The sequence below is a fragment of the Halobacteriovorax sp. CON-3 genome, from assembly GCF_043196995.1.
Classification (GTDB): domain Bacteria; phylum Bdellovibrionota; class Bacteriovoracia; order Bacteriovoracales; family Bacteriovoracaceae; genus Halobacteriovorax_A.
The window spans coordinates 1,368,675-1,382,205 of sequence record NZ_JBEBNA010000001.1; the positions used below are offsets into that span (position 1 = coordinate 1,368,675).

At 36.1% G+C, this 13,531-nt stretch carries 15 protein-coding genes; 1 reads left to right on the plus strand and 14 read right to left on the minus strand.

The window, feature by feature from the left end; genetic code table 11:
* Positions 1-9 precede the first annotated feature (9 nt).
* The 3 genes from ABMA72_RS06450 to ABMA72_RS06460 are packed head-to-tail and all read right to left on the minus strand — an operon-like array spanning position 10 to position 2,608.
* The gene (locus tag ABMA72_RS06450) at positions 10-1,065 is read right to left on the minus strand and encodes a murein hydrolase activator EnvC family protein (RefSeq protein ID WP_392857208.1); all 1,056 of its coding nucleotides are present in this window, start codon (positions 1,063-1,065) and stop codon (positions 10-12) included.
* The gene (locus ABMA72_RS06455) at positions 1,050-1,847 is read right to left on the minus strand and encodes a hypothetical protein (RefSeq protein WP_392857210.1); all 798 of its coding nucleotides are present in this window, start codon (positions 1,845-1,847) and stop codon (positions 1,050-1,052) included. Before ABMA72_RS06455 ends, ABMA72_RS06450 begins: the two co-directional genes overlap by 16 nt.
* Positions 1,835-2,608 (minus strand): cell division ATP-binding protein FtsE, encoded by a 774-nt coding sequence (locus ABMA72_RS06460; protein ID WP_392857211.1) that lies wholly within the window; start codon positions 2,606-2,608, stop codon positions 1,835-1,837. The genes ABMA72_RS06455 and ABMA72_RS06460 overlap by 13 nt, the downstream gene beginning before the upstream one ends.
* A 152-nt stretch (positions 2,609-2,760) precedes the next feature.
* Between ABMA72_RS06460 and ABMA72_RS06465 the strand changes: the two genes are divergently transcribed.
* Positions 2,761-3,585, plus strand: coding sequence for a hypothetical protein (locus tag ABMA72_RS06465; RefSeq protein ID WP_393056561.1), 825 nt, complete (start codon positions 2,761-2,763; stop codon positions 3,583-3,585).
* On the opposite strand, the gene ABMA72_RS06470 is transcribed toward ABMA72_RS06465, so the two are convergent.
* From ABMA72_RS06470 to ABMA72_RS06520, 11 genes are all read right to left on the minus strand, one after another.
* Positions 3,563-4,993, minus strand: a complete 1,431-nt coding sequence (locus tag ABMA72_RS06470; RefSeq protein WP_392857214.1) for an HD domain-containing protein — start codon at positions 4,991-4,993, stop codon at positions 3,563-3,565. The two genes, ABMA72_RS06465 and ABMA72_RS06470, sit on opposite strands and share 23 nt — an antisense overlap.
* An 84-nt stretch (positions 4,994-5,077) precedes the next feature.
* Complete coding sequence (locus ABMA72_RS06475; protein WP_021266323.1) at positions 5,078-5,248, minus strand: hypothetical protein; 171 nt, start codon at positions 5,246-5,248, stop codon at positions 5,078-5,080.
* Positions 5,249-5,325: 77 nt separating this feature from the next.
* Positions 5,326-6,873 carry a sigma 54-interacting transcriptional regulator gene (locus ABMA72_RS06480; protein ID WP_392857216.1) on the minus strand — a complete coding sequence of 516 codons (1,548 nt, stop codon included), beginning with the start codon at positions 6,871-6,873 and terminating at the stop codon, positions 5,326-5,328.
* 130 nt (positions 6,874-7,003) lie between these two features.
* Positions 7,004-8,326, minus strand: a complete 1,323-nt coding sequence (locus ABMA72_RS06485; RefSeq protein ID WP_392857218.1) for a TolB family protein — start codon at positions 8,324-8,326, stop codon at positions 7,004-7,006.
* Positions 8,327-8,334: 8 nt separating this feature from the next.
* Entirely contained in the window at positions 8,335-9,051 is a 717-nt protein-coding gene (locus ABMA72_RS06490) for a TonB family protein (protein WP_392857220.1), read from the minus strand.
* A gap of 61 nt (positions 9,052-9,112) precedes the next feature.
* Positions 9,113-9,529, minus strand: a complete 417-nt coding sequence (locus tag ABMA72_RS06495; RefSeq protein WP_392857222.1) for a biopolymer transporter ExbD — start codon at positions 9,527-9,529, stop codon at positions 9,113-9,115.
* 14 nt (positions 9,530-9,543) lie between these two features.
* Complete coding sequence (locus ABMA72_RS06500) at positions 9,544-10,242, minus strand: MotA/TolQ/ExbB proton channel family protein (RefSeq protein WP_392857223.1); 699 nt, start codon at positions 10,240-10,242, stop codon at positions 9,544-9,546.
* On the minus strand, positions 10,242-11,042 hold the full coding sequence (locus tag ABMA72_RS06505; protein WP_392857225.1) for a hypothetical protein: 801 nt from the start codon (positions 11,040-11,042) through the stop codon (positions 10,242-10,244). Before ABMA72_RS06505 ends, ABMA72_RS06500 begins: the two co-directional genes overlap by 1 nt.
* 1 nt (position 11,043) lies before the next feature.
* The gene (locus ABMA72_RS06510) at positions 11,044-11,907 is read right to left on the minus strand and encodes a hypothetical protein (protein ID WP_392857227.1); all 864 of its coding nucleotides are present in this window, start codon (positions 11,905-11,907) and stop codon (positions 11,044-11,046) included.
* On the minus strand, positions 11,907-12,296 hold the full coding sequence (locus tag ABMA72_RS06515; RefSeq protein WP_392857229.1) for an SH3 domain-containing protein: 390 nt from the start codon (positions 12,294-12,296) through the stop codon (positions 11,907-11,909). Before ABMA72_RS06515 ends, ABMA72_RS06510 begins: the two co-directional genes overlap by 1 nt.
* Positions 12,296-13,525 (minus strand): hypothetical protein, encoded by a 1,230-nt coding sequence (locus ABMA72_RS06520; protein ID WP_392857231.1) that lies wholly within the window; start codon positions 13,523-13,525, stop codon positions 12,296-12,298. Before ABMA72_RS06520 ends, ABMA72_RS06515 begins: the two co-directional genes overlap by 1 nt.
* Positions 13,526-13,531: the final 6 nt, after the last annotated feature.

Below are 13,531 nucleotides of genomic sequence, written 5' to 3' on the forward strand. Positions count from 1 at the left end.
TTCCTAATTTTAAATATTAATTTTAGTATTAATTAATTGAGCTGTATTTTGTGCTGTATTTTTCTTTCTAATTTCAAAGTAAACCTTACTTAGATTCCCCTTCTTAATTGAGAACCTCGTTTTAGCAACAGAAGATCCAAGATCGACGGCCTGTCCCTTCTTTACACTTGAAGCAAAATCTCCAAGATAAATACTACGGATATCATTTCCATGATCAACCATAATAACATTACCAACGTTTGCTAAAGAGCCTACGTATTCGACCTTTCCGGCCTTTGTAGCAAAGATCTCTTGTCCACTCTTAACAGTATAAGTTATCCCCTTCTTACCATTTTCAGTAGAGATATACTTCTTAACTGGAACAGCGAAGTTTGCCACAAGCTTTGAAGAAGAAGAGTTCTTACTCTTTGCTTTTCTTGCTTTTAGTTTGGCCTGGGCCTTCTGCTTCGCTAAGCGCTGAGATTTTCTTAGCTTACTATATTCTGATTTTAGTTTTTCGTGATTTTCTTTTTCAGTTAAAAACTCTTGAACAGTTGAGCTCTTACGAGTCTCAAGTTCTTGTAGTAGAGTATAAAGTTCTCTTTCAATTTTAACTGTTTCAGTTAAACGAGTTCTAAGCTCAAAAGTCTTTTTCTTTAAATTTGTACAGTAATCGATCTTTGATTGAATTTCTTTCTTCTCATTCTTAAGTGATCTTAAGAGAAGCTGACTTTTGATAAGATCTTCATGAGTTGAGTTTTCCATATAGCTTAGAGCAACATGGCGAATTGTCTTCTTTACTCTCACCTTATCTGCTTCTAGATCAAAAAGTGATTGGTTAAGATTTTTTTCTAGTTCAAATATTTGGTAATCAAGGTCTTGCCTAGATTTCATGGCCTGAAGGTAGTCTTCATTCTTAGTTTGAAGCTTTGTTTCAATAGACTGGATTGATTTCTTATAATTATCAATCTTAGTACGTGAGTCTGTAACCTTCCCCTTAATCGCCTTAAGACTTGGAGCGGCCTGTGTCCTCATTGAAACAGAAGAGATTAAAAGTACTGTGAAAAGAACTAAGCTTTTTGCCATTCAAGTTTCCCGATCGTGTACCACGCTGAAGTTGTTAATAATGCTCCACTTACAATTAATGCAAATACTTCATTTGGTGAGAAGAATGCAAATGAGAGAGCGCAACCAACAAGAGTTGAAGCAACGATATTTACTGTATACATTTTGAAAGCAACATTCTTCTTTCTTTGAAACTTTTCAATAAGGTAAGAAACTTGCTTTAGGTTGCGTCTAATTGTCATAAATGCAACAACCCAAAACAGAGAAAGAACTGTGATAAGAACCTGAAGTGGTCTCCTCTTTAGTTCTGTCATCACATTTTTCCACGATTGAGTATTTGAAATCTTCTTTCTAATGCTTCCAAGAACAACATTATCCTTACCAGTAAGACGTACTAAGTACTCTCTAATAAGATTTGTCGAACTCTCCGAAACTTTTTCATCTAAGATGATTTTTAGTCCCTTCATTGAAATAATTGATGTGATTTCATCTTTACCAAGTTCAAGAACATCTTTAAGCTCGTTTGTCACGGCCATGCTCTTTGTCGCACTAATGGCCTCAACACCCTTTACACCAGGTAATCCCTTAATCTTTCTTGAAATACTATTTGTATTTAAGTCCCCATCAACAAGAGCATTAAAGTAGTACTCATTTTGAATGGCAGGAAGAGCATTTGAAATCTTCTTCTTAAAACTGTCATAATTAGAAACAGAAATAACAAGAGAGATTGTTAAAAGAGAGAAAAGCGCTTGCCCAAAAAGATTATTTTTTGTGAAACGAGCTAATTCTTTTAAATAAAACATGCATGCCCCGAGTGGATTAGACGAGAGTTATCTAAGTGGATAATACGTCCCGTGAAACGTTGTACTAATTCGCGATTGTGAGAGGCCCAAATAATTGTTGTTCCTCTTTTCGCATTATAGATATTTAATAAATCAAAAAGTCTTTTTGTATTATCAAAATCTAGAGAGCTTGATGGCTCATCAGCAATAAATACATCTGGCTTAGCAAGCAGGGCGCGAATGATGGCAACCTTTTGTCTTAGTCCCCCATTAGCATCCTTGGCCTTAAGATTTACGCGATTTTTAATTCCTAGAATTTTAATTAGTTCGCTTAGATCGCTCTCAAATTCTTTACGAGAGCGGTAAACACTTGGATCAAATGCAAATTGTAAATTATCAATAAGACTCATATTTTCAATAAGCCTTAGGTCTTGAAAAACTTGTGTTGTAAAAATGCGATCTTCAATTTTGATCGTTCCACCAGTAGGTGAAACATTACCAGCGAGAACATTTAAAAGCGTTGTCTTCCCTGCTCCAGAAGCTCCTGTAACAAAGACAATTTCACCTTTTCTGATTTGCAAATTGATATTGGAGATGGCCTTGATACCGTTGTAATCAACAGTGACATTTTCCAGGGTAAAATACATATTTGTATTCAAATTCTGGTTTCCAAATAAATTACTTGCTTGATTCGCGTAACTGCTTGAGATCATTGATATGAGTCCTTCATTTCTATATTCAAATCTTCCTAACTTGAATTGGGCAAAAATCCTCTTTGCCACTCTCTAATTTTATAACAAAATCAGATTTTAAGCAAAGGTAGATAAAAAGACCGACCACATGCGTCAAATAAGTAAATCTTAATATTTCAGCTGTTGCTGGAAGCAAATTTTCTACGTAGAATCAGCTGCAAATCTGTAAAAGAGAGGTCAAAGTGCTTGAAAAAATTAATGGAAAGCAAATCGATGCTCACCTACTATCTTCCCTCTTACAAGATAGTAGTGTTGATGGAGATAGGGAAAGTAGAAATCTTTCATTTTATGACATCATCTATGTCATCGATACACCTGTCGATATTGGCCCTCGTTTTAAAACAAATAAAATTGATGAGGCCGGAGTCTATGTCACCCTGGCCTTTACAGACAAAGTTCTTTGCAATGAATATCTTGAGCAAAATAGTCGTATACGTGCAATCACTGTTGGTATGTTGTGTGGTGAGGTCGAGTCTAATTTCATTGAGGTCATTGGGTTAAATCGAAATTCGTCAGGCCGCTTTGAAGAGTTCATTTTTGTGCCTCCCTATGACAAGCTAACTTGTCAGTATATTCTCTCACCTCGTGACGAAACGATATCTCTCTTATCAATTGATAATGAGTCTCATCGCTTTATGGGAGTTGAGGCAACCTTCTTTTCTATTACGAATAAGACCATGGTTACTTTTGGGCAAGAACAAAGAGATGAGTATCTCAATAATCTCATTGAGAATTTAAGCTTTATCATTCCTCGTATTCCTCAAAGAAGAGGAAGTGCAAATATCATCTGCTTACTTTTAAATCTTGAAAATTCGATTGAAGAAAAGGCATTTGTGAGAGACTACCCTACATTTGAGGGCTATACAGAAGTGCTCTTTGTAAACTCTAACCTCGAGCTACTCACAGGAAACCTGACTAGAATCGAATACGATGGGGCAAGTTTAGAAGGTATCTACTTACCCCTAATCGAAAGGGCCAAAAAACTTAAATCACACCTTGCTCTTTAAGCAATTTATATGCCCCGTCAGAGCAGAAGCAATTTGGCGTGTAGCTCATTGTATTTGAAAGTTTTGAAATGATTGAATTTTCAACATCAGCCAATAGTTTAACTTGCCCATCATCTAAACGAATCTTAACTGGATCTCTTTCTAAGAGAAGATTAGCAAGTGTTGTCTTCTTAGCAAGCTCTCTTGGACTCTTAACAAAGATAATTTTCTTCTTAGGAATATCTGGAATAACCCAATCAGCGTCACTCCCCTTCTCTTTCACAAGGTTAACAATGTCATTGGCCTTATTACTTGTCTTCTTAAAAAGCTTATCATTAAAGCCAATATTATCTTGTTCAAGAAGAGACTGTGAGAAGTCGCTTGTGTCAATATTCTTAGCACCATGGCGTAGAAGAAGGATACGTGCCATATCTTTGATATCTGCATATTTATCGAATTGGCCATCGACAAGTAGCTTGTGAATTGTATTCATAAAGTACGAGTCATTAAAACCATAAAAGCGCATTGGATCATTGCTGATAATATCAAGTAGATCACTGTAGCGATAAATATGACCTTTCTCCAGCATGTGGTAACAAAGAGCATCTGCAATGGCATCATACTTTGATCCACGTGGTGATCGAATAACTTGTGAGTACCAAGCAAAGCGCGCGCTTAAAAAGTCTTCAACACAGTGAAGAGCATTTTCTTTAATTGCTAGAATATCGTGACCTGCAACTTTCTCTGTCGTGAAATGGTGTAGAAGATATTCTCTATCGTAAGTTCCATACTTAAGACCTGTATAGTGAGCATCTCTTAAAAGATAGTCCATGCGGTCACAGTCAATTTCTGAGTGAAGAATTTGATTGGCCAGAATTGACGAGTGCGTACCTTTAACAAGGTCTGAAACTTCTTGTGGGTCAATTCCATGATCTTTTAAAATTCGAGTAAGTCCACCTTCGTAGTCAGTATTCTTAATAATGAAAGAGCCAAGGTTTTCGTGATCGTCTTGTAATCCCTTTCCACCTTTCTTATTTGTTGTCTCCCCTATCTTGATATAGGCCATCTCTGTTGTGTGAGAAAAACAGAATGTTCCAATATCGTGAAGAAGAGCTGAGACGCGAATGGCCTGATGATATTTGGCCTCTTTTGTCTTTTGAACTTTTTGAAATAATTCACCATCTTCCACACCGCGGCCAACTGACCTTAGAATATGGTGAGCATTATTAAGTACACCAATTGAGTGGCCGTAGCGAGAGTGTTCAGCACCGTGAAAAACGTAGAATGAAAACCCTAGTTGTTTAATCCAGCGTAGCCTTTGAAAGAATGGGCTGTGGATGATCTCCATCTCAAGTGGAGTTAAGTCGATGAATCCATATAATGGATCATAAACTTTTAGACCTAATTTAGCGTTTGAGACAACTTCCATGTTGATCCTTTGGTATATATAAGAAGGCCCGTTATTTAACGGGCATCTTATATTTTATAATGAATTTGTTGATAGATACAAGGATTAAGACTTTTTCTTTCTTCCTCTTTTCTTTACAGGAGTTGTAGCGACTTTTAACGCTTCAAAAATTTTCTTCGCTTCACTTCTTAAGTTATTTTCATAAATAAAGCGGTAGAAGTTCTCTAAATCTGGTGAACTTCTGAAGTTCTTTGGTAGTCTATTGTCTTCTGACATGGGCTCTCCTTTTAGACTGTCATAATAACTTCAAAATTACGCTTTATCAATTTTCTTTAAGCTTCTTTAAGAGTTGATTATGCTTCTTTTGCTTCAATCATACCGTAGCTGTGCAGCTTGTTATAAAGAGTCTTAACTGTAATCCCAAGAACTTTAGCTGTCTTAGTCTTATTACCACCTAAGTGATCTAGAGTTTGGCAGATGTGTTCTCTTTCGATTTCACCTAGCGTCATTTCTCTAAATACTCTGATTTCTTCTTTTTCTTCAGAGATTTCAGCTTGCTCAACTTTGATGCTATCAGCAAGGTGATCTCTTTCAACAATCATTCCTGGAGATAGAACATATGCTCTTTCCATGATTGAGTGAAGTTCTCTTACGTTTCCTGGCCAGTTGTAATCTTCAAGAAGCTTAACAACACCTGGAGACATTGACTTTTGAGCTTCTGGTAACTTTCCTAGGTTAAGGAAGTGGTTAGCTAGAATTTCAATATCTGACTTTCTTTCTCTTAGTGAAGGAATTCTTAAACCAATTGTTGATAGGTTGTAGAATAGATCTTCTCTAAAAGTACCTTGAGCAACACTTTCTTTCATATTGATTGAAGAAGCTGCAATAATTCTTACGTTTGATCTTAGTTTTTCATGAGTTCCAACTCTTGAGTAAGCAAGGTCGTTGATGAAGCTCATTAGTCTCGCCTGTACTTTAACTGGCATTTTATCAATATTGTTGATGAAGATTGTTCCACCGTTAGCTGCTTCTAGAGCACCTTTCTTAATTCTGAAACCTCTTACAGCATCAACTTCTTCTTTCCCGAAGATTTCTGACTCTAGGTACTCATCGTTACCCATTGAACAGTCTACTACGATGAAAGCGTGATTCTTTCTTTCTGAACGACAGTGGATTCTTCTAGCGATCATTTCTTTACCAACACCAGTCTCACCTGCCATATAAGAGTTAACATCTGATGCAGCTACACGATCAACTGCAACTAGAAGCTCTTGCATAATTTCTGACTTACCGATGATTTCTTTCTCTTGAGTTGTTGAACGAGATAGAGTTACACCAGGTACAGAATTCTTTAGTTCATTTTCTTTTTCTTCGATCTTCTGCTTAAGTGACTCATTTAGGAACTTAGCAGATAGATACATTTTCATATTCTTAAGTGGCTTCTGGATAGAGTTTAGGCTATCGATAACCATATTAATGTCTTCTTTCTTAAAGTTAACTTCTTCGCTATTTCCTTTGAAAGAAATAGTACCGATAATTACACCGTCGATAATCATTGGAACACACAGTTCAGAGTGAGAAATCTCTGTTTTTGTTGAAGCAAATAGAGGATCTCTTTGTACGTTGTTTGAGAAGTAAGCACGCTTAGTTTTGATTACGTGTCCTACAGCACCAAGACCTTTTGAAATTCTTTGTGCGTTCTTTACAGCGCGAGCATTCTTAGCAACCATGCGACAGCTTCCGTCTTCATGTGCAATGTTTACGATAATTTCATCACAAACGATTTCTGATTTAAAGAATTTTGATAGTTCAGAAAAGAAAACCTGCTCATCTAAAGTCGTAAGAAGTGTAGACAGTAGATTTTCAATTTTTGTTGATTCTTTTTTCATTTCGATTGTCATGTAAAAACTCCCGTGTATTTTTTAGTGTGTGTTCTGCGAAGCGTTAAACTAAATTCATGATACAGCGCGTCTGAATTTTTTACAAGACTAAAATACTCGGTTGTTCAAAAAAAATATACTTTTACTGTGATTATAGTGACTTAAGCCATCTACCACTTGTACACTTTCCGAAATTTGAGGTCAGTGGCCCTAGGATTTTGCCCCAAGTGTCCATAATATAGACACTTTGAGTGGCCCTCGACTGTGAAAGAACCCTCAAACTTGTAAAAATAATGAACTGTCCATCTTTTGAGTACTCTGGATCCTCATTTGAACCGAAATCCTTCGTTAAACGATGAAGGTTTTGGCCATCTGATCCTACTTTAAAGAGGTCAAAGCGATTATCTAACCAGCTTGAGAAAACAATTTCTGAAGCACTTGGGTGAAAACGTGGAGTGGCGTTGTACTTACCAACATAACTAATACGCTTAACATCTTTTTCTAGGCCATTTGGATCCATTGTATAGATCATCGGCTTTCCTGGGCGTCCAGATAGAAATGTTAGGATTGAGCCATCAGCACTAAGTGATGGGTCAACATCAGGTGCGTAGCTTTTCGTTAGGCGTGTAATTGCACGAGTCTTTAAGTTCATGCGATATAATTCGGCATTACCTTGATGTGAAAGAGTTAAAATGATTTCATCACCATTATTAGTAAAGATAGCACCAGAGTTTAGGCCCTTTCTTTTCGATAATATAGTCGACTTCTTAGTGGCCACATCATAGAGCATAAGGTTTACGTTCTTCTTTGCTCCCTTAATAGACTCATCAATAAGGCTGTAAACAATCTTTGAGCCGTCATGTGATACAGCAGGAGAAAGAACAACACCATTATGCCATGTTAGCCTCTTTGGATTAGCACCATCAAAGTCCATGATGAATAGCTCTTTCTTTCCATCAGGCATTTTATAATCAGAAACAAAAACGATCTTATCCTTAAAGATAGAAGGCTTACCAACAATGGCGCGGTAGATTTCATCAGATACTGCGTGAATGGCCTCTCGGTTATTAGCATCATATGGAATTGATTTCGAAATAAGTTCTTGCTCGGCTGCAATATTCCAAAGCTTATATGAAAGAGATGTTTGATTTGCAGTTCTTACAATTTTAAAGCGAACTAAGAAATTAGTTTCCTTCGTCTTGTAATTCGTAAAGCGCACATTATCAAAAGAAGTCTGCGAGATACGGCGAGGTAGAACATTAAAGTAGTTCTGATAGAATTTAAAATCGTTTCGTACGATATTAATATAATTCTCAGACTGCTCAACCTCATTAGGAGTAAAGACTCCCTCAGAAAAAATCTTTTCTACAAGTAGGCTTTCTTTAACAACTTCGGCGTCCCCTACAGAGACAACAGTTAGTCCACCATCAGCAATAACGTTTAAACATATAAGTAGTAATACTAAATACTTCATAAAAACTCCTATATAGGAAAGGCAAGAACGAGTTCTCCGGCCACTAGCCTATTAGTAATTTCTTTTTTCGGACGAGGAAATGATCCAACAGCGCGAATTGATCCCACCGCTTTGCTATCATACTCCGCGTTCCCACTCGATTTTATAATTTTATATTCTAATAATTTTCCCTGCGAATTGATAAAGACCTGAACGTGACACGACAATTCAAGATTTGCCAGATATGCCGGAAGTCTCCAATGCTTGCGAACAGCTTCCATCACAGAAATAACATAATTATCAAAGTCCCCTTGGGCCTGGGCACTGCCAGTTCCAGTATAAGAAGAGCCTTCACTTAATTTGTTTCCAGCAGCAATAATATTGCTATAGTCAGTTGTGTCCTCAGCAATTTTTTGTTTTTGCTTAGGTTTTGCCTTTCTCTTTGTATCTGTTTTGACATCACGATTAGCAAATTTTGAAAGCATATCCTTTAAAGACTTCTGTTTAGTAGCCTTCTCAAGAATGGCCTTGTCACTTCCACCAGTATCCTTGGCCTTCTTCTTTACCACCTCAACTTGCTCTTGTGGTGGAGGAGTCATTTTCTTAAGCTCTTGATAAGTCATCTTGGGCATGGCCACAACATCAACTTTGATGGCCTTACCAATAACGCGAACCTTATCGAGGTTGGCCCTCTTTGGGTCGAAAGGAGTCCCAAGCTTAAAGATCGATAGAAGATACAGTCCCAAAATTAGGACAGCATGCGCTCCTAATGAGATAGAAATGTATTTGTTAAAACCCTTTTCGATACTACTTATCCTCTAGCTCTGTAACCAGAGCAATATCATTTATATTATTTGATTTTAAATAAGACATTAATTTTGCAACTTTACCGTACTCTAGCTGATAGTCAGCTCTTAGAAATAGAGTCTGCGACTTCGTTTCTTTTAGCTTACTTGAAACAACAGCGATAAGTTCACTTAGGAGGATTTTATCCTTCCCCACATAGAACTCTTCAGAATTAGTGAAACTAAGAACAACTTGCGAAGAGCTTAAGCTCATCACATTAACTTCCTTAGTCTTTGGTAAAGTCAGTTCAATCCCATTTAACATCAAGGGCGCTGTAATCATGAAGATAACAAGTAGAACTAACATAACATCAACAAGTGGTGTTACGTTAATCTCTGATACCGGTCCGTCTCCATTACCACCAGAATTCATACCCATTACTAACCCCTAAATTATGATTTTGAAGAAATATATCTTTCAACTTCATTGATAAATTGATTACCAAAGATATGAAGTTGTTCTCTAAGCTTATTTCTTCTTTGTCCAAATTTATTAAAATACCAAGTTGCAGGAATTGCGGCCACTAGACCTACGGCAGTTGCAACAAGTGCTTCGGCAATCCCAGGAGCAACAGTCTCAAGCGTTGCACCACCACTGGCAAGGCCAGAGAATGAATCAATAATCCCCCAAACTGTTCCAAATAAACCAACGAATGGTGTAATCGAACCAATTGAGGCAAGAGTTGTTAGTCCATTACTCATTTGCTGATCAACTTCTACTGCTTCATTTGATAAGGCACGCTCCATTGATTGATTAGCAATTGAAGAATAATGTTCTTTAATTAGTCCATAGTCTTCACCTAGTGCAATCTCTGTTTTCTTAAGTTCACGGTAACCAGAAAGAAATAATTTCTTTAACGGACTATCTTCAATTGTTTGAGCATCATGATATGCTTCTTCAAGAGAGGCCACACCACTAAAGAAGTTTTTAAACTCGCGATTGGCCTTTTCTGTTTTATTAAAAAGTGATCTCTTTTGGAAAATAATCGTCCATGAAAGCACTGATGCTAAGATTAAAAGAAGTAAGTCTAATTTAACGACAATACTTGAGTCTAAGAGGATTTGGAAAATATCTAAATTATGACCTTCCACTATACTTCTCCTTGCTTTTTTAAAATATATGAATATGCGGATGTAACAATTAATAAACTAATAGCTGGAACCAAAAGGTTTCCTAACTTTGAAAAAAATATTGAGTAATATGTACCCCATAATGGATCGTGACCCAAGAAGGCAAAAAGAGGTACAAAAACAACTGAAATAAAAATCATCCCTTTAAGTACTGAGTAATTAAATAGATAGAGATGAGTATATGCTAAGAAGAATAGAAACATATGACCTATTTCTAAACTCGTATTTCTTGGAAATAAAACAAAAAGAGAAAGATATAAGAGAGAGCCTTCGGTTAAAATATGAAATCCCTTCCCTACACGTCTCGACTTTAAAAAGATTTTTGAATTCAAGAATTCAAAAAAGAAGAATGCAAAAATAAGTACATTGTGAACGATTAGTTGCCAAAAACTAAATTGCACGTTTTCCATATGAGAAGGTCGACTAAAGAAAATAAATACAATGAGTGTACCCAGCGAAATTAAATAAGTTGGGACATTAACACTATTGTACCAATCAAAAGACAGCTGGCCTTTAATATCTCTAAACTTCATATCTGAAAAGAAATAGATTGAAACGAGGTATCCTAAAATTCTTGCGGTAACTAGCACTTGCCAAGAGAAGTCGTATAGCCAATTCTCTACAATGATCAGCTTGTGCCCTAGTCTAAAGTGGAAGAACGTAATAATTGAGACAAGAATAAAGTAAATAATCCAGTATATTATTGTCGATGTGGCGTACTTTGCCAGATAAATAGATTTTTCTTTGGCGAATAACTTCATACTAATTCGTCGTTGGGTTTATCCAATTAAGCTGTAGTTCAGGCGCTGGATAAATCTTTGAATAATTCTTATAAAGTAAATTCCCTTTCGTTAAAGAATCAATCTTCTCTAGTAAGTGATAATAGTTTTTCCAGTACTTTGGATTATTCTTTAAAATAGTATCCATTTTCTTAGTTGTTTTAAACTGATCCTTGAAAGTAAAACCAGTATTAAAAACCACATCACTAAAACGAGTTAAAACCTTATGAAATTCTTCCTTTGGGAATTGTTTCTTATAAAAATTATTATTCATTAATTTTAAAAGTGTTTCATCATCAAATTTTTTAATAAATTGCTGATCCTCTAACCTCAATAAGTCTTCAAATAAAAGAAGTGAGATTTGTAACTTCGATAAGTCCATTGCTCTAATAAATGGAACACTAATCACAAATAGGTAGTGATTAGTCGATAGAGGAAAGCCGAAGTGAGTTACATTTGGTGAGTTCAAATATAAAATATCAAACTTGATACCAAAGTATCCGACTTCTTTTAAAAACTTAGCGTAATATTCACGAACACCAAAATCAGGCTTATGAAAGTCCCATTTTAGTATCCCTACATTCTTAACAAGCCAATACTGAGTCATGATATGCCAGAAATCTTTCCCGGCCGGCGTGTTGTAGAATGCTTTTTTTACAGCATCAACATCAACTTGTTTCTTTTTCGCTTGTTTAGCCTTTTCTTTTGCGGCCTTCTCAAGTCCGTCCTTCTTTAGAACTTTTTGAATTTTATTAAAATTCACAAATTCATTCTCAACCGGAAGGTTTTCTTGAGCATAAGAGCTAAAGATATTAAAGATAAGGAGAAGTGATAAGAAGTACTTCATTACTTACTCTCCCCTTTAATGAGAAGATCCTGTAGTCTTCCCCAATAGTGAATCTCAGTCACACCAATTTCAATTTGGTCAAAGAAGCGACGATACATATCTTGCCAACAACCATCTGGTTTTCTTTGAGAGAGAACATTCGTACTCATAAAACCTTTATAATTTGAGTACTCAACTTGATAGAACTCAGAGATTGGTGAACTTAAGACGTAGAAAGGTTGTCCACATTCAAAGGTAGACAGCACTCGAGAGAATTTTGAAGGGTTTTGGTGTAGCTGAGAATAAACAGACTGCACGTAGTAAATCGTCTTCTTCTGAGCATTACGAGACTGGGCCTTTTGTTGAGCAAAGACCGGTAGAAGAAGAAAAAATACTAGAAATATTCTCATTATACTTTCCATCTAAACTGTATTGTTTCCCACTCGTGACATTGCGGACAACGCCAAAAAATCTCATCAGAGTTGTAGCCACATTCACGACAATAGTGCTTTGTAAGAGTTTGGTGCATATTCTCTAGAAGATCTTTCGTTTGTGAAACGGCCTCTTCTTTCTTACCTAACTCAATTAATATTTTAATATACTCAGATTTTAAGGCTTCTGAAGTGGCATTAGAGTTCTTATCCCACTCACTTAGTAATTCGTAAGCTTTGTGCAATTGATGCTGCTGCTTAAAAAGTCTAATCTTTGTAAGAATGATTGATTCGTTAGAAAGTAATTCTTCATCTTTCATTTCTAAGAAGTATTCAATTAAAAGATTTAATCTCTTAAAATACTTCTCTTTTTCTTCTTCACTGCCCTTAAATCCCTCTTCAAGTGATTCAAATGCAAAAGAAGCATACATTGGCTGCTCTTTTAAAAGTTCAACGAGATAGAATTTCGCTTCATCAACATTACCTTCGTGAAGAAGAATTCTAAGTTTTAGAATCTTTGCTGATACAGAAGGTGCAAAACGAAAACCGTCTTCAAGATCTTCAATGGCCTTAGAAAGCTGACCATTTTCAAAGAACTTCTTGGCCTTTTGAACAAGAATATGTGAAATCGTCTCAGACTGATTCTCATGCCCTACTTTTGAAAGCATGATGCGATAATTATAGGCTTGATCCCAATCACCAATATCTTCATAGATACGACAAAGTGATTGAATAACATCATATTCATCACGATTGATTTTTAAGACATCTTTATAAGTTTCAATGGCCTTATCAACAAAACCACCCTTATCGAAATCGATAGCTAACTCTTTAAGAGCACGAATGCGGTGAGATTCTGAAATATTATCTCTAGCTATAAGTGAGCGGTGGATACTGATGGCCTTTTCTATTTCACCATTACTTCTGAATAGTCCACCTAGAGCAAAGTATGTATCAATTGTTTCTCTGTTAATATCAACGGCACTTAAGAATTCTTTAATCGCAAGATCGCGATTTCCCGAGATTAGGTATTGAGTTGCATTTAAGAATACTTTCGACTGAGCTTCAAAGATCGAGTTACGATATCGTTTAGAAAGTTTTACACCTGTGTCTTTCTCACTGAAGTAGTGATAGATCAGAATTAGTGTAAATACGAATGCTACAACTGCTAGTATATGATCTTGTAGCCAATTTAAGTATATATGCATTATGCC

What these genes read in the sequence shown, in the direction of transcription:
- ABMA72_RS06510 (WP_392857227.1), bottom strand. Translation starts at nt 11,907, where the DNA reads ATGAAGTACTTCTTATCACTTCTCCTTATCTTTAATATCTTTAGCTCT.
- ABMA72_RS06470 (WP_392857214.1), bottom strand. Translation starts at nt 4,993, where the DNA reads ATGGAAGTTGTCTCAAACGCTAAATTAGGTCTAAAAGTTTATGATCCA.
- ABMA72_RS06515 (WP_392857229.1), bottom strand. Translation starts at nt 12,296, where the DNA reads ATGAGAATATTTCTAGTATTTTTTCTTCTTCTACCGGTCTTTGCTCAA.
- ABMA72_RS06475 (WP_021266323.1), bottom strand. Translation starts at nt 5,248, where the DNA reads ATGTCAGAAGACAATAGACTACCAAAGAACTTCAGAAGTTCACCAGAT.
- ABMA72_RS06455 (WP_392857210.1), bottom strand. Translation starts at nt 1,847, where the DNA reads ATGTTTTATTTAAAAGAATTAGCTCGTTTCACAAAAAATAATCTTTTT.
- ABMA72_RS06495 (WP_392857222.1), bottom strand. Translation starts at nt 9,529, where the DNA reads ATGGGTATGAATTCTGGTGGTAATGGAGACGGACCGGTATCAGAGATT.
- ABMA72_RS06520 (WP_392857231.1), bottom strand. Translation starts at nt 13,525, where the DNA reads ATGCATATATACTTAAATTGGCTACAAGATCATATACTAGCAGTTGTA.
- ABMA72_RS06480 (WP_392857216.1), bottom strand. Translation starts at nt 6,873, where the DNA reads ATGACAATCGAAATGAAAAAAGAATCAACAAAAATTGAAAATCTACTG.
- ABMA72_RS06505 (WP_392857225.1), bottom strand. Translation starts at nt 11,042, where the DNA reads ATGAAGTTATTCGCCAAAGAAAAATCTATTTATCTGGCAAAGTACGCC.
- ABMA72_RS06450 (WP_392857208.1), bottom strand. Translation starts at nt 1,065, where the DNA reads ATGGCAAAAAGCTTAGTTCTTTTCACAGTACTTTTAATCTCTTCTGTT.
- ABMA72_RS06485 (WP_392857218.1), bottom strand. Translation starts at nt 8,326, where the DNA reads ATGAAGTATTTAGTATTACTACTTATATGTTTAAACGTTATTGCTGAT.